Source organism: Pigmentiphaga humi, assembly GCF_900606115.1.
GTDB lineage: Bacteria > Pseudomonadota > Gammaproteobacteria > Burkholderiales > Burkholderiaceae_B > Pigmentiphaga > Pigmentiphaga humi.
On the sequence record NZ_UWPJ01000023.1, the window covers coordinates 1 to 14921 of the forward strand.

The window sequence follows — 14921 nt, forward strand, 5'->3', positions numbered from 1 at the left end:
CCGCTGAGCCTGTCGCTGGGCGGATCGGGCAAGGGCGGCGGGGCGGGCGGGGCGGTGTCCGTGACGGGCAGCAACACCCAGGGCTCGGCCGTTACCGTCACCAGCGGCGGCAAGACCCGCGCGTATACGGCGGCGATCATCACCAGCGGCGACGACGCGGCCGGCATCCTGGCGCAATCGGTCGGAGGCGGAGGGGGCCGTGGCGGCGCGTCCACGTCCACCGCGCAATCGGGCGGAGCGAATGCCGTCAGCCTGGGGCTGGGCGGCGCCGCCGGTTCCGGCAGCTCCGGCGGCGCGGTCAACGTCTGCGGCCAGGTCTCCGGCGGCGCCTGCACGTCGGCCATGACGGGGGCGGCGATCCTGACGGCCGGCGTGCATTCGACCGGCATCCTTGCCCAGTCGATCGGAGGTGGCGGCGGCTCGGGCGGTTCGTCCAGCAGCATCGCCAGCGCCAATGCGGGCGGCGCGGACGGAGGCTCGTCGTTCGGCGCCAGCCTGGGCGGCAAGACCGGCGGCGGAGGCTCGGGCGGTGCGGTGGCAGTCAACACCAATGTGACGGTGCAGACGCTGGGCGACATGTCCGCCGCCGTGCTGGCGCAATCGATAGGCGGCGGTGGGGGCGAGGGCGGCGGCGCCAGCGCGGGCGCCACCGGCGGCAACAAGGTGTCGGCCAGCCTCGCGCTGGGCGGCACGGGCGGCAGCGGCGGCAATGGCGGCAGCGTTACCGTGGCCTTGGGCGGCAGCGGCGCCGAGATCGTGACCGGCGGTGCCAATGCGCCGGCGGTGGTTGCGCAATCGGTGGGCGGTGGCGGCGGGACCGCCGGCATGGCGGCCACCACCAGTAGCGCGACCGGCGCGTACACGCCCAGCATAGGCGGCGCGCTGGGCGGCACGGGCGGCAGCGGCGGCAATGGCGGGACGGTGAACCTGACCAGCAACGTGGCGGTCACGACCACCGGCATGCAATCGATCGGCCTGCTGGCGCAAAGCATAGGCGGCGGAGGCGGGCTGGCCACGGCGTCGACCGGCAACGCGGCCATCTTCAGCGGCACGATGACGCTGGGCAGCAAGGGCGGTTCGGGCGGCGCCGGCGGCGCTGCCTATGTCACGGCTTCGGGCAGCGTTACGACCTACGGCTTGTTCTCGTCCGGCATCGTTGCGCAGAGCGTGGGCGGCGGCGGCGGGGTCAGCGCGGTGCGCGCGAGCAACGTCGTGCTGGGCGGGACGGCCGACGACGCCAGCGGCGTGGTCAATCTTTCGAGCAACGCGGTCGTCACGACCGTGGGCGGGGCGTCGGCGGGCCTGGTCGCGCAGAGTATCGCCAGCGGCGGCCTGGCCACGAGCGGAGGTTCGGCGACCCTGGGCGGGGCGCCCAGCGGTTCCAATGGCGCGGCAGTGAATGTCTGCAACAGCATCGTCGGCGGCAATTGCGCCAGCAACAGCGCCATCGGCGGCAGCATCGCGACCTGGGGCGATGCGTCGATCGGCCTGCTGGCGCAGAGCATAGGCGGCGGAGGCGGCGCGGTGCTGGCCAGCGGCAACGCCGTATCGGCCGATTTCAAGAATGGCGTCGGCTATTCGGGCACCGTGACGACGGTGCAGAACGCCGGCATCAGTACAGCGGGCGCCGGCTCCGCGGGAGTATTGGCGCAGTCGGTCGGCGGTGGCGGCGGCACCGTCGTGGCAGCTTACAACAATGCCGGCAACGCCAGCTATGCGGCGAACCTGGGCGGCTCGGGCATGAGCAACGACTACGGCGCGGCGGTCTCGGTCACCGCCTACGAGCACGCCATCGGCACGGCCGGCCCGAATGCTCCGGGCGTGGTGGCGCAATCCATCGGCGCCGGCGGCGGCTATTACAGCGCCAGCAATCTGGCGGCGGGCGGCAAGATGAACGTTTCGTTCACGCTCGGCGCTGATGCCGGCTCGGGCGTCGCCAATGCCGTGAAGATAGGCCTGGGCAGCGGCGGCGCGGCAACGGCGGTCAGCACGGCGGGCGCGAATTCCGCTGCGGTCGTCGCCCAGTCGATCGGCGGCGGCGGCGGTATCGCCAGCTTCTACGGCGCGCCGGGCGGTTCCGCCGTCAACGGCACCGTGACCGGCCAGCTTGGCCAGGTCGGCGGCAGCGGCATGAGCGGCACGGTCAACGTATCGGGCAGCGCGATCATCCGCACCACGGGCCTGCAATCGGCCGGTCTGCTGGCGCAGAGCATCACCGGAGGCGGCGGCCTGGCCCTGGCGGCTTCCAGCGACAACAGCCTGTTCAGCGGCACGGTTCGGTTGGGGTCGACCAAGGGCGGGAGCAACTACACCAACCCCGTCGCGGTCAATCTGACGGGCGGCAGCATCGCCACCAGCGGCGCGATGTCGCCGGGCATCGTCGCGCAGGACATCGGCGGTGGCGGCGGGCTCAGCCTGGTCGATGCCACCAACGTGGTGTTGGGCGGCGTCACCAACTCCAGCAGCTATACGGGATCGACGTCTAACAACAGCGCGGCAGTGACCAACGGCGCGGCCATCACCACGTCCGGCGCGGGCTCGATCGGCATCGTGGCCCAGAGCGTGGCGGGTGGCGGCGGCCTGGCCTACGCATCCGGTAGCGCCACGCTGGGCGGCGCGCCCAGCGGCTCGAACGCCGGCGCAGTGCTGGTCAACAGCAATGCCGCCATCTCGACCTCGGGAGTCAACGCCTTCGGCATCCTCGCGCAAAGCGTGGGTGGCGGTGGAGGCGCGGTGATCTCCACCGGCGGCGCAGTCGCCCCGACGTTCAAGGCCGGCTCCGGCAACGCCAGCGCCGTGACGGTCAACGTCAACGCCTCCATCGCCACGACAGGCGCCGGCGCCCATGGCGTGGTCGCCCAGTCGGTGCGGGGCGGCGGCGGGCTGGTGACCAATGGGACGACCACCGTGATGCAAGGCGGCACGAGCGGCAGCAGCGGGCTGGTCAAGGTCAATGTGGCGTCGGGCGTCAATGTCGTGGCAACGGGACAGGGTGCGGTCGGCATCAAGACCTGGTCTTCGACCGACCCCATCGTGAACATTGCTTCCGGGGCCACGGTCGTGGGCGGCACGGGCGGCAGCGCGCTGGAGTTCGAAGGGCCGACCAACGAACTCAACAACAGCGGTTCCGTGGGCAGCATCGACGGCGCGGACGGCGCGGCCGTGCGCACGATCTCCGGCGACACCACGGTCAACAACAGCGGCGCGCTCCAGGGCAACATCCACCTGGCGAAAGATGGCAGCAATCTCGTGCACAACCTCGGCACGGGCACGCTGGTCGCCGGGTCGACACTGGACCTGGGCGATACCGGCTTGCTGCGCAACGACGGCGTGCTGGCCAACGGCAACGCCGCCGGATCGGTGACGCGGATCACCGGCTCGCTCGAGCAGTCGGCCTCGGGGGTCATGGACTTGCGCGTCGATCATGCCAACGCCCGCATCGATGCCTTCGAGGTCAGCGGGTCGGCGAAGCTGCTGGGCAGCTTGCGGCCCACGCTGGTCAACGGCGGCTTGATCGCGCCCGGGACCACGCCGCTCGGCTCGTTCCTGCATGCGGCCGACGGCGTCGACGCCTCGGGCCTGTCGATAGGCAATACGGCCATCCTGAGCTTTGCCCTGCACCGCAGCGGGAACGACGTTTCGCTCTCTTCCACCGCAGACTTCAGCCCGCTCGGCCTAGGCGCGGACAGCCAGCAGATCGGCGCGCTGATCGCGCGGGCGCAGAGCCAGGGCCTGCAACATTTCCAGCCGCTGGTCGCGGGGCTGGTGCAGATCCCGACGGTGACGGAACTGAGCCAGGCTTACTGGAATGTCAGCGGCGCGGCGGCATCGTCGGTCGCCATGGTGGGAGAACAGATGGGCACGGCGTTCAACCGCGTACTGCTCCAGCGTGCCACCGACGTGCGCCCCAGCCGCGCCGCGGTGCCGCCGGGTTCACGGCAGCCTGGCGGAGAAGCCTGGCAGGACGGCCGCGACAATACCTGGGCGCAGATCTATGGCGACAGCACCCGGATGGGCATGGATGACGCCCGCAGCAACGGCAACCTGTCCTCACGCAGTCTGGGATTGGTCATCGGCCATGACAGCAAGGTGTCGCCCGACACCACCGTGGGGGTTGCGCTGGGCAGCGGCGTGGCGCACTTCGACGTGGGCGACCACTTCAACGGGCGCAACAACGCGCTGCAGGTCGGCGCCTATGCCTTGCAACGCGCGGGAGCGGCCTACGCGGCGGCCGCCGTGTCCTATTCCCTGCATCGCATGACCACGGACCGGTCGCTGCCGGCGATCCAGTCCACCTACGCGACCGATTTCCATGCGCACAGCGTGGGGAGCCGGGTGGAGGCCGGCTACCGGTTCGAGGGCGAGTCGTTCGCGGTGACGCCGTATGCGGCCCTGCAATTGCAGCGCGTGACCACGCCGGGCTATGCCGAAACAGGAGGCTCCGGCGCGGCGGCCGATCTGACGCTCGCGTACCAGCGGCGTTCGGCCAATTACGTGCGCACCGAGCTGGGACTGGCGTTCGATAAGAACTTCGCGCTGGAAGGCGGCAAGTCGCTCGCCGTCAGGACCTCGGCGGCATGGGCGCACAACCATTCAGACAATCCCGACCTGCATACGTCCTTCAACGCGCTCGGCGCTGGCAATTTCACCAGTTCGGCGCTCGCGCCCACTTCCGACCTCGCCCTGGTTTCGGCAGGCGTGGAACTGCGGCTGGCGAATCGCCTGTCGGTGGGCGTGAGCCTCTACGGAGAATTCGGCCATCGCACGCAGGCGGTAGCGGGCCGGGCGCTGATGCGCTACCAGTGGTGAGGAGGCGCCGGCTGCGGCTTCAAGAAGCGTCGTGCCCCCCCGGCTCTCGACGACGAGATATTGAACCGGCATAGTCGCGGCTGACCGCCTCCAGTCCTGCCATGGCGAATCGGCTCAGATGCTCCACCAGCACCGCGCCCGGCATCTGCAGCATTGTCTGCACGGGGCCGGGAATGCCGCGCCTGCCGATCTGCAGCAGCAAGCAGGGCGCAATGACGCTGAGCAGGCAGCGCTGGAGGGCGGGCTCATCTTCGGGGATGCCGGTGATTTCGCTCAGGATGGCCGCGACGAGCGAGGCCTTGAGCGGGATTTCCGACTGGAACAGGGCCTGGATGTGCGAGGAAGGCGCGAGGAGTTCGGCCGTCAGTACGCTGATGTGCCACTTCTCCGGTCCGCTCAATGCATTCCGGACCATGCGGTCGATCAGCGCGCTGAGCTTGTCTGCCGCCGGCGCCGGGCTTCGAGCCAGCCGCTGCAGGTCCGCGACGTCCACCAAGCGGCGGTGCGCTTCGGTCAGGACGGCCTGATAGAGCCCGCTGCGGCTGCCGAAGTGGTAATTGATCGAGGCCAGGTCTACGCCGGCTTGCGCGGCGATGGCTTTGCTGGTGGTTTCGGCGAACCCCTGGGCGGCGAAGAGTTCACCGGCGGCTTCGAGGATGCGTGTACGGGTTGCCTCGCCATCCGTGCGAGGGCTGCGGGAGGTGTTCCTCATCGATCCGAGGTTCCTGCGAATGGGCTGAATGCTTCGATTCTGCTTGATCTTGATATTAAATTCAATTTAAATTTAATGTGAGATCGCCATCCGAATCGCCTTTGACACCATGGAATTCCAAGCATGAAGAAGCCTCTCATTCTTCTCGTGGCCATTGCTGCCCTGACTCTTGCCGTCTGGGGCGGGTGGCGCTTCAGCCATCGTGATGACGGCGGCGCGCTGGTTTTCTACGGCAACGTGGACATCCGGCAGGTGTCCTTGGCTTTCGACGGCAGCGGCCGGGTCAAGGAGCTGCGCGCAGAGGAAGGCGACCGCGTCGAGGCGGGCGCGCTTCTCGGTGTGCTGGATACACAGACGCTGGCGCTGCAGGCCGAGCAGGCGCAGGCGCAAATCGGCGTGCAGCAGCAGGCGCTGCTGCGCCTGCGCAATGGTTCGCGCCCGCAGGAGATCGCCCAGGCGCGCAGCCGGCTGGTTGCCGCGCAGTCCGATGCCGTCCGCGTCGAACAGGACCTGGCGCGTCTGCAGGGCATTGCCGCCAATACGCAGGGCCGCGGCGTCAGCGCGCAGGACATGGACCGCGCCAGGAGCGCCGTGCAAATCGCCCAGGCGCAGGTCGCGGAGCAGCGCGAAGCCCTGCGGCTGACGGAAGCGGGGGCGCGCAAGGAGGATATCGCCGGCGCCGACGCCCAGCTCAAGGTTTCGCAAGCGCAACTGACCTTGTTGCGGCATCAGATATCCCAAGGCGAACTCCGGGCGCCCGCCGATGCGGTCGTGCGTTCGCGCCTGCTCGAGCCGGGCGACATGGCCACGCCGCAGCGTCCGGTGTTTGCGCTGGCGTTGATCCAGCCCAAGTGGGTGCGCATCTACGTCGGGGAAACCGAGCTTGGCAAGGTCAAGCCCGGCATGGCGGCGCGTGTCGCGACCGACAGCCATCCCGGCCAGCCCATCGCCGGCAAGGTCGGCTACATCTCGTCGGTGGCCGAGTTCACGCCCAAGTCGGTCCAGACCGAGGAATTGCGCACCAGCCTGGTCTACGAAGTGCGGGTGCTGGTCGAGGACCCGCAGGACGTACTGCGGCTGGGGCAGCCGGCAACCGTCCGCATGGAGGCGGACGCCGCGCCATGAACGATGTCCGCGCTACGGTAGTCGCCGACAACCTGCGCAAGACCTTCGAGGCGCCGGGCGGTGGACCGCTGCATGCGGTCAACGAGGTGTCCTTGCGCGTGCGGCCGGGCGAACTGACCGCGCTGGTCGGCCCGGACGGCGCGGGCAAGACCACGCTGCTGCGCATGGTGGCCGGCTTGCTCGAGCCGGACGCCGGAACACTGCTGGTGCTGGGCATCGACGCCGCTCGGGATCCGCAGGCGGTGCAGGACCGCATCAGCTACATGCCGCAGCGCTTCGGCCTGTATGAAGACCTGAGCGTGCAGGAGAACCTGGACCTGTATGCCGACCTGCATGGCGTGCCGCGTGAGGCGCGGCGCGAACGTTTTGCGCGCATGCTGGAAATGACCGACATGGCGCGTTTCACGGACCGCCTGGCCGGCAAGCTGTCCGGCGGCATGAAGCAGAAGCTGGGACTGGCTTGTACGCTGGTGCGCTCGCCCGATCTGCTGTTGCTCGACGAGCCTAGCGTCGGCGTCGATCCGCTGTCGCGCCGCGACCTGTGGCAGATCGTGCGGCAACTGGTCGATGACGAGAACCTGAGCGTGATCGTCAGCACCGCGTACATGGATGAGGCCGAGCGCTGCGCGCAGGTATTCGTGATGCACGAGGGCCGCCTGCTGGCCGAGGGGGCTCCGGCCGCGCTTGCCGGCCGCGCCCGTGGGTTGACTTTCACCGCGGTGCCGACGCCGGACGTCCCCGCCCGCGACTTGCAGGCACGCCTGATCGACGCCGGGGCGCTGATCGTCGATGCCGTGCCCAAGGGCGGCGCGGTGCGCTTCATCCGCCAGCCTGATGCGGACGAACGGGCGCTCGGCGAACTGCTCGGTGGCGCCGAGCGCCGGGCGCGGCCGCAGGAGCTGGAAGACGCTTTCATGATGATGCTGCGCCGGCACCAGGAAGATGCCGGATCGGCGCCGCAGCCGGAAACCACCGCCCCGCAGGCCGCTGCAAGGGCCAAGGACGACGGACCGGTGATCGTGGTGCGCGGCCTGGTGCGCAAGTTCGGCGACTTCACCGCGGTCGCCAGCACCTCCTTCGAAGTGGCCCGCGGCGAGATCTTCGGCCTGCTGGGCCCCAACGGCGCGGGCAAGACCACCACCTTCCGCATGCTGTGCGGGCTGCTGCCGGCCACCAGCGGCCACCTGGAAGTGGCGGGCCTGAACTTGCGCACGGCACGCGCGCGGGCGCGCGGCCGCATCGGCTACGTCTCGCAGAAGTTCGCGCTGTACGGCAACCTCACAGTGAGGGAGAACCTGGAGTTCTTCGGCGGCGCCTACGGCCTGCGCGGCCAGGCGCGGCGCGAGCGCGTGGCCGCGATGATCGACCGCTTCGGTCTGGAACCCAAGGCCGTCAGCGGATTGCTGCCCGGCGGCTACAAGCAGCGCCTGGCCATGGCGGCCGGCCTGCTGCACGAGCCGGAAATCCTGTTCCTCGACGAGCCGACGAGCGGTATCGACCCGCTGGCGCGCCGCGCCTTCTGGCGCACCATCACCGGACTTGCGCAAGGTGGCGTGACCGTCGTCATCACCACCCATTTCATGGAAGAGGCGGAGTACTGCGACCGCATCGCCATCCAGGACGCCGGGAGGATGCTGGCGCTCGGCACGCCTCGGGAGGTGCGCGAGCAGGCCGGCGGCGATGGCGCCGCCGACATGGACAGCGCCTTCATCGCCATCGTCGAACAGGGCCGCGCCCAGGCTTCTCGAGGTGCCGGGGGAGCCGTATGAACAGGAACGGCTTCGTCAGGCGCTTCATTGCCCTGCTGCGCAAGGAGGTGCGGCAGATGCTGCGCGACAAGAGCAATATGGCCGTGGGCCTGCTGCTGCCCGCCGCGCTGATCCTGCTGTTCGGCTATGGCCTGTCGTTCGACGTGAAGCACGCGCCGGTCGCCGTGGTCATGGAGGATGTTTCGCCCATCGCGCGGCAGGTTGTCGACGGATTGTCGGGGTCTTCCTACCTGTCGCCGGTCTGGACGCGCAGCATGGCCGATGCCGAGGCCCGCATGCGCGCGGGCGAGGTCGATGGCATCGTCCGCATTCCTCCTGATTTCTCGCGCCGCCTGGCGGCGGGCGATGCACGCGTCCAGCTCGTGCTCAATGGCGCCAACACCACGACCGCGCAAACGCTGGAAGGGTATGTCGGCGGCGCCATCGGCACCTGGATGCAACGGCAGGCCGATCGCGCCGGCAACAAGCCGCCTGGCGCGGGTGGCGTGGAGGTGGTGCAGCGCATGTGGTTCAACGAGGCGGGCAGCAGCACCTGGTATCTGGTGCCCGGGCTGGTCGTGCTCGTGCTGACGCTGATCGGGGCCTTTCTCACCTCGCTGCTGATCGCCCGCGAATGGGAGCGCGGCACGTTCGAGCCGCTGTTCGTGACGCCGGTGCGGCCGACCGAACTGGTGCTGGCCAAGCTGGCGCCGTATCTCGTGATCGGCGCCATCGACCTGGCGCTGTGTCTGCTGGCGGCGAAGTTCCTCTTCGAGGTGCCGATGCGCGGTTCGCTGCTGGTCATCGGCCTGACGTCGATGCTGTACCTGACGGTCTCGCTGTTGCTGGGGCTGTTCATTTCCGGCGTTACGCGAAATCAGTTCCAGGCCAGCCAGGTCGCGCTGCTGACCAGCTTCCTGCCGGCGATGATGCTGTCGGGCTTCGTCTTCGACCTGCGCAACGTCCCGCTGGCGATCCAGGTAGTCAGCAATCTGCTGCCCGCCACCCATTTCATGGGCTTGGTCAAGACCTTGTTTCTGGCGGGCGACGATTGGCCGGCCATTCTGCGCAGTACGTCCATCCTCACCGGATATGCCGTGGCACTGGCCTGGGCGACGCGGCGTACGCTGCGCAAGAAACTGGACTGATGCCGATGGCTTCCCTGATTGCTTCTCTTGCGCAGATCGGTTCGCTCATCCTCAAGGAACTGCTGGCGATCGTCAAGGAACCCTCCAGCCGCGCCATCCTGTTCGGGCCGGCGCTGATGCAGGCGCTGCTGTTCGGCTACGGTGCCACCTACGACCTCAAGCACGTGCCTTATGCGGTGCTGGACCAGAGCCGCAGCGCGGCATCGGTCGAGCTGCTGGCGCGGCTCGATGGCAGCGGCATGTTCGTGCGCGAGGCCACGCTGCGCTCGCCGGAACAGGTCGCCGGCCAGGTCGATGCCGGGAAGGCGCTGATGGTGATCGTCATTCCGTCAGACTTCCAGAACCGGCTCGCGGCCGGCCAGCGCGCGCCGCTGCAGGTCATCGTGGATGGCCGCAATTCCTCGACTGCCGGGGCCGCCGCCAGCTACGTCGGCGCCATCGTGGCCGGCTACAACGCCTCGCTGGGGGGTGATGCGCGCGGCATCGCGATCGAACGGCGCGCCTGGTACAACCCGAACCTGGAGTCGCGCTGGAACCTGATGCCGGGCCTGATCGCCGCGTTGAGCATGCTGCAGACCTTGCTGCTGTCCGCGCTGTCGGTCGCCCGCGAGCGCGAGCAGGGCACCTTCGACCAATTGCTGGTGACGCCGCTGACCCCCATGCAGATCCTGATCGGCAAAGCGATGCCGGCGATCGCCGTGGGCCTGCTGCAATCCACCATCATCTTCCTGATCATCCGGTTCTGGTTCGAGATCCCGATGAATGGCTCGGTGGGGCTGCTCTATCTGGGGCTGGTCACCTTCAACATCGCGGTGGTGGGCCTGGGGTTGTCGATCTCGGCGCTGTCGACGAGCCTGCAGCAGGCCATGCTCTACACCTTCCTGCTCATCATGCCGCTGATGCTGCTGTCCGGCCTGCTCACGCCGGTGCGCAACATGCCCGAGGCGCTCCAGATCGCCACCTATGCCAATCCGCTGCGTTTCGGCATGAGCATCGTGCGCGGCATTTATCTGGAAGGCGCCGGCCTGGCCGAGGTCGGGCTCGAATTCATTCCCCTGCTGGTGCTGGCCGCCGTGACGCTGCCGTTGGCGGCCTGGCTGTTCCGCAACCGTATGACCTGACCGTGGGTATCGCCATGTCCGACTTGCGTCGTCCCCATCCTCCCCGTTTGCGCGCCGGCCTGGCATCCTGCGCGCTGTTCCTGGCGCTGGCCGGATGCGCCGCGGGGCCGGATTTCGCCAAACCCGAACCGGAGGCGCCGGACGACTGGACGAGCTGGCGCGGCGCCGATGACACGTTGCGCGCGCCGATCGATGCGGGAGCAGCGCTTCGGCCGCAGTGGTGGGAGGCCTTCGGCGATCCGGTGCTGAACCGGCTCCAGCGGCAAGCCCTCGAAGCCAGCCCCGATCTCCAGACCGCCGCGCTGCGCTTTGCGCAGGCGCGCGTGCAGCGCAGCACGGTCGCCGCGCAGCGCGGACCGCAGATCGATGCGAGCGGCGGCGTCCATCGCCAGCGCCAGAGCGAATACGGAGCCGGCACCCGCATGATCGACGCCATAGGCGGCAACCGCGAAACCTTGGCCAAGGCGTTGAGCCAGCCGTTCACGCTCTACCAGGCCGGCTTCGATGCGTCGTGGGAACTCGACCTCTGGGGGCGCGTGCGTCGCTCCGTCGAGGCCGCCGATGCCGAGGCGCGCAGCCAGGCGGCTCTGCTCGAGCTGGCGCGGCTGAGCCTGGCCAGCGATGTGGCGCGCAACTACTTCGAACTGCGCACCGCCCAGCGCCAGATCCGGCTGGCCAGAGAGGACATCGCCGCCCTGGAGGAGCGCACGCAAATTCTGGCGGCGCGCGTGCGAGGCGGCGTCATCGATCACTTCGAGCTGGAGCGGCAGCGCGCCGAGCTGGCTGCGATCAAGGCACGCCTGCCCGGGTTGCTCGCCGAGGAAGGCGCCGGCGCCAACCGGCTCGGGGTGTTGCTGGGCGAACGGCCGGGTGCGTTGCGCGACATGCTGACGGCCGAGGCCGGCGAAACAGCGGCAGTGTTGCCCGACCTGGCACTGGGACTGCCTTCGGAAGTCGCCCTGCGCCGGCCCGACATCCGCGCCGCCGAAGCCCGCCTGCACCGCGCCACCGCCGGCATCGGCGTGGCGCGGGCGGAACTGTATCCGAGCATCCGCCTGGGCGCGCATTTCGGCTACGAATCCTATCTCGGCGGAGAGTTTGCCGATTGGGGCAGCCGCACATGGTCGATCGGGCCGAGCCTCGATCTTCCGCTGTTCGACCATGGCCGCCGCAAGAGCGTCGTGAGATTGCGCGAGCTGGAACAGCAGGAAGCGGCCGTGAATTACCAGCAGACGGTACTCAAGGCATGGCAGGAAATCGACGATGCCCTCAGTGCCTATGCCGCGGAAACGCAGCAGGCGCAACAGCTTCATGCGCGTGTGCAGAACGCCGGCGACGCTTATGCGCTGGCCCGGGCGCGCTACGAGGGCGGAGCGGTCGATTTCATGGCAGTGCTCGACAGCCGGCGGAGCTTCCTGCAGGCGCGCCGTGACCTGGCCGCCAGCGAAGGACGCCTGGGCACGCGCTACGTGGCGATCAACAAGGCCATCGGCAACGTGCCGCGGGAAACCGCTGGCGTGCGCTGAAGCGGGGCAGGGCGGTGCGCCCCGGCCTGCGTCACGTCCCGAATGCCGATGCGGGCGGCTGGCCGAATACGCGGGTGTAGGTCGGATAGAAGCTGCAATAGAGCACCGCCGCCGCGGCGAAATTGAACGGCATCTGGATCAGGTCGGCGATGGTGTCCGATACCCCGACGGCTTCCAATAGGCCGGTGCCGGCTTCCAGGGCCAGCACCACCGCCAGCCAGGTCAGGCCGTACACCAGGAACGCGCCCTTGTTGCGCCAGCAGGCGATGCCCGAGAAGAACAAGGCCTTGCGCAGACCGAGCTTGTGCCAGGCGACCAGCGCCGGCGCATGCCAGAACAGGCCGGCGATGATGACGTACAGGACGCCGAACACGATCAGGGGCATGCGCAGCGCGGTCAGAAGCGGCGTGACGTCGTTGTCGGCCATGCCCTGGAGCGCATCGCGCAGGCTGTCGGCGAAGGGCAGGAACGACACCAGCCCCGCCAGCAGCACCGCCGCGACGTAGATCGCGCCCATGGCCAGCAGTTTCTTGAACAGTCCGGGCGGCTTGAGCGCCAGGAACAGGCGCAGCGGCAGCACGGTCTTGCCCTGCTCGATGGCGCGGCAGGCCTCCAGGCTCATGACGGTGATCGACGGCATGCCGGCGACGAACAGGATGGGGCCGATGGGATTGAGTATGCTGGCGATCACCACCATGAAGCCCACCGTCAGCGCCCAGGTGAACATGGCCATGGGCTGCATGCGGAACAGGGCGAGGCCCTCGCGCGCCCATTGCCAGCCGGCCTTGGCCGGCAGAGAGGCGGCTTGCATCAGCGGCCCTCCTGGCAATGGCGGAGAAACGCACGGGCGGGTGCGGCGGGAAAGCGAAAGTCTGTCATGGCTCAGGGCAGCGCGATGGGCGCATGGCCGCGCCGTAGGCGCAGGATGCGTTCGAAGTGGGTCGGGTCGTGCGGCGTCAGCGTCTGGGCAGGCCTGGGCAGATGGAAGTCGCGCAGCCGCGACAGCCAGAACCGCAGGGCCGCCGCGCGCAGCATGGCACTCCAGGCCTCGCGTTCGGCGTCGTTCAGCGGCCGGACCTGGGCGTAGGCCGCCAGCAGGGCGCCGGCCAGCTCCGGCCGGATGACGCCTTGCGCGTGGTCGATGCACCAATCGTTGACGCATACGGCAAGGTCGAACAGCCAGTGATCGCAGCCGGCGAAATAGAAGTCGATGAAACCGCCGAGTTCGGGCGCCTGGCGCGTGCCGGCGAACAGCACATTGTCGCGGAACAGGTCGCAGTGGGCCGGTCCTTGCGGCAAGGCGCGGTAGGTATCGGTCCGGGCGAAGACGGTCTGGAAGGCGACCTCGTCGGCCAGCATGGCGGCGGTATCGCTTGCGAGGTAGGGCGAGACCACGGGCGCGGTCTGCTGCCACCAGGGCAGGCCCAGCAGATTGGGCTGGCGCAGCGGGAAATCCTGGCCGGCCAGGTGCAGGCGGGCGAGCGTCCTGCCGACCTGCTCGCAGTGGACGGGCTCGGGCGCCATTTCGCACTTGCCCGGCAGCCGCGTGGCGATGGTGCACGGCTTGCCGTGCAGTTCCGCCAGCCGGCGCCCGTCGTGGGCGGCCTGGGGGTGGGGAACGGGAATGCCGTGTTCCGCCAGGTGCGTCATCAGGTCGATGTAGAACGGCAGCTGCTCGCGCGTGAGGCGCTCGAACAGCGTCAGCACGTACTCGCCCTGGCTGGTCGTGAGGAAGTAATTGGTATTTTCGATGCCGGAAGGGATGCCGCGCAGGGCGCGCAACTCGCCCAATGCGTAGTGCGCGAGCAGTGCCTGGGCGTCCGTTTCGGTGACGGGGGTGAAGACGGCCATGGGTGAGCAGGGGGAATGAGGCGGGAAACGACGACGATTTACCGCATTCTAGCGTCAACGTCCCGGTTTTACGCGGCAGGCCGCGCCGCGGCTGCGCCGCGGGCGGCGCGCGTTCAAAGATTCAGCAAGCGTTCGCGTTCGTCCGCGGACTGGGTGAAGCCTTCGTGCTGGTAGAAATCGAAGATCGCATTGACGACGGCGTCGGGGTCGTCGAGCAGTCGCACCAGGTCGGGGTCGGCCGGCGAGATCAGCCCGTGGGCCAGCGGCTGGGCGCGGATCCACTCGAGCAGGCCGCTCCAGTAGTCCGAGCCGACCAGGATGATGGGCATGCGCCGGCTCTTGTTGGTCTGCACCAGCGTCAGCGCCTCGAACAGTTCGTCCAAGGTGCCGAAGCCGCCGGGCAGCACCACGTAGGCCAGCGCGAACTTCACGAAAGCCACTTTGCGCGGGAAGAAGTGGCGAAAGAACAGGCTGATGTTCTGGTAGGCGTTGCTGGTCTGCTCGTGCGGCAGCTCGATGTTCAGCCCGACGCTGGGGCTGGGGCCGTCGTAGGCGCCTTTGTTGGCGGCCTCCATGATGCCGGGGCCGCCGCCGGAAATGACCGAAAAGCCCGCCTCCGAAAGTTTGCGCGCGATGGTTTCGGCCAGTTCGTAGCGAGGATCCGTTTCCGGTATCCGGGCGCTGCCGAAGATGCTGACGGCCGGCCGGATCTGGGCCAGCCGCTCGGAAGCCTCGAAGAACTCTGACATAATCCCCAGGACATGCCATGACTCGCGCGCCTTGGCGGCGGTGGCGAGCTCGGCGTTCACCACGTCCCGCAGGCCGGGTACGCGGCCGGTCTTGCGCGTCAGCGCATCGGTTGCGCTGTGCGGCTCTTCTCT

10 protein-coding genes are annotated in these 14921 nt (G+C 68.8%); 6 read left to right on the forward strand and 4 right to left on the reverse strand.

Going from position 1 to position 14921, the window contains the following annotated elements; translation table 11 throughout:
- A partial coding sequence (locus PIGHUM_RS13895) for an autotransporter domain-containing protein (RefSeq protein WP_148087257.1) occupies positions 1 to 4809 on the forward strand: 4809 nt, incomplete at its 5' end.
- Between the two features lie 19 nt (positions 4810 to 4828).
- On the opposite strand, the gene PIGHUM_RS13900 is transcribed toward PIGHUM_RS13895, so the two are convergent.
- Positions 4829 to 5521, reverse strand: coding sequence for a TetR/AcrR family transcriptional regulator (locus tag PIGHUM_RS13900; protein WP_124080165.1), 693 nt, complete (start codon positions 5519 to 5521; stop codon positions 4829 to 4831).
- A 123-nt stretch (positions 5522 to 5644) separates the two neighbouring features.
- Between PIGHUM_RS13900 and PIGHUM_RS13905 the strand changes: the two genes are divergently transcribed.
- From PIGHUM_RS13905 to PIGHUM_RS13925, 5 genes are read left to right on the forward strand one after another with little or no spacing between them, the layout of a single operon-like run.
- Positions 5645 to 6646, forward strand: coding sequence for an HlyD family secretion protein (locus tag PIGHUM_RS13905; protein ID WP_124080166.1), 1002 nt, complete (start codon positions 5645 to 5647; stop codon positions 6644 to 6646).
- Entirely contained in the window at positions 6643 to 8415 is a 1773-nt protein-coding gene (locus tag PIGHUM_RS13910) for an ATP-binding cassette domain-containing protein (protein WP_124080167.1), read from the forward strand. The genes PIGHUM_RS13905 and PIGHUM_RS13910 overlap by 4 nt, the downstream gene beginning before the upstream one ends.
- Positions 8412 to 9542 carry an ABC transporter permease gene (locus PIGHUM_RS13915; RefSeq protein ID WP_124080168.1) on the forward strand — a complete coding sequence of 377 codons (1131 nt, stop codon included), beginning with the start codon at positions 8412 to 8414 and terminating at the stop codon, positions 9540 to 9542. Before PIGHUM_RS13910 ends, PIGHUM_RS13915 begins: the two co-directional genes overlap by 4 nt.
- A 5-nt stretch (positions 9543 to 9547) precedes the next feature.
- Complete coding sequence (locus PIGHUM_RS13920) at positions 9548 to 10663, forward strand: ABC transporter permease (protein WP_124080169.1); 1116 nt, start codon at positions 9548 to 9550, stop codon at positions 10661 to 10663.
- Positions 10664 to 10677: 14 nt separating this feature from the next.
- On the forward strand, positions 10678 to 12189 hold the full coding sequence (locus PIGHUM_RS13925; protein ID WP_124080170.1) for an efflux transporter outer membrane subunit: 1512 nt from the start codon (positions 10678 to 10680) through the stop codon (positions 12187 to 12189).
- 31 nt (positions 12190 to 12220) lie between these two features.
- Here PIGHUM_RS13925 and PIGHUM_RS13930 read toward each other — a convergent pair whose 3' ends face one another.
- The 3 genes from PIGHUM_RS13930 to PIGHUM_RS13940 all read right to left on the reverse strand — a co-directional run bounded on the left by PIGHUM_RS13930 (position 12221) and on the right by PIGHUM_RS13940 (position 14891).
- On the reverse strand, positions 12221 to 13000 hold the full coding sequence (locus tag PIGHUM_RS13930) for a BPSS1780 family membrane protein (RefSeq protein WP_124080171.1): 780 nt from the start codon (positions 12998 to 13000) through the stop codon (positions 12221 to 12223).
- A gap of 71 nt (positions 13001 to 13071) precedes the next feature.
- Positions 13072 to 14040, reverse strand: coding sequence for a homoserine kinase (locus PIGHUM_RS13935; RefSeq protein ID WP_124080172.1), 969 nt, complete (start codon positions 14038 to 14040; stop codon positions 13072 to 13074).
- Between the two features lie 113 nt (positions 14041 to 14153).
- Positions 14154 to 14891 carry an LOG family protein gene (locus tag PIGHUM_RS13940; RefSeq protein ID WP_425466729.1) on the reverse strand — a complete coding sequence of 246 codons (738 nt, stop codon included), beginning with the start codon at positions 14889 to 14891 and terminating at the stop codon, positions 14154 to 14156.
- Positions 14892 to 14921 lie beyond the last annotated feature (30 nt).

Excerpts from the sequence above, each read along its gene's own strand:
- PIGHUM_RS13900 (WP_124080165.1), bottom strand. The coding sequence starts at position 5,521 with ATGAGGAACACCTCCCGCAGCCCTCGCACGGATGGCGAGGCAACCCGT.
- PIGHUM_RS13905 (WP_124080166.1), top strand. The coding sequence starts at position 5,645 with ATGAAGAAGCCTCTCATTCTTCTCGTGGCCATTGCTGCCCTGACTCTT.
- PIGHUM_RS13910 (WP_124080167.1), top strand. The coding sequence starts at position 6,643 with ATGAACGATGTCCGCGCTACGGTAGTCGCCGACAACCTGCGCAAGACC.
- PIGHUM_RS13915 (WP_124080168.1), top strand. The coding sequence starts at position 8,412 with ATGAACAGGAACGGCTTCGTCAGGCGCTTCATTGCCCTGCTGCGCAAG.
- PIGHUM_RS13920 (WP_124080169.1), top strand. The coding sequence starts at position 9,548 with ATGGCTTCCCTGATTGCTTCTCTTGCGCAGATCGGTTCGCTCATCCTC.
- PIGHUM_RS13925 (WP_124080170.1), top strand. The coding sequence starts at position 10,678 with ATGTCCGACTTGCGTCGTCCCCATCCTCCCCGTTTGCGCGCCGGCCTG.
- PIGHUM_RS13930 (WP_124080171.1), bottom strand. The coding sequence starts at position 13,000 with ATGCAAGCCGCCTCTCTGCCGGCCAAGGCCGGCTGGCAATGGGCGCGC.
- PIGHUM_RS13935 (WP_124080172.1), bottom strand. The coding sequence starts at position 14,040 with ATGGCCGTCTTCACCCCCGTCACCGAAACGGACGCCCAGGCACTGCTC.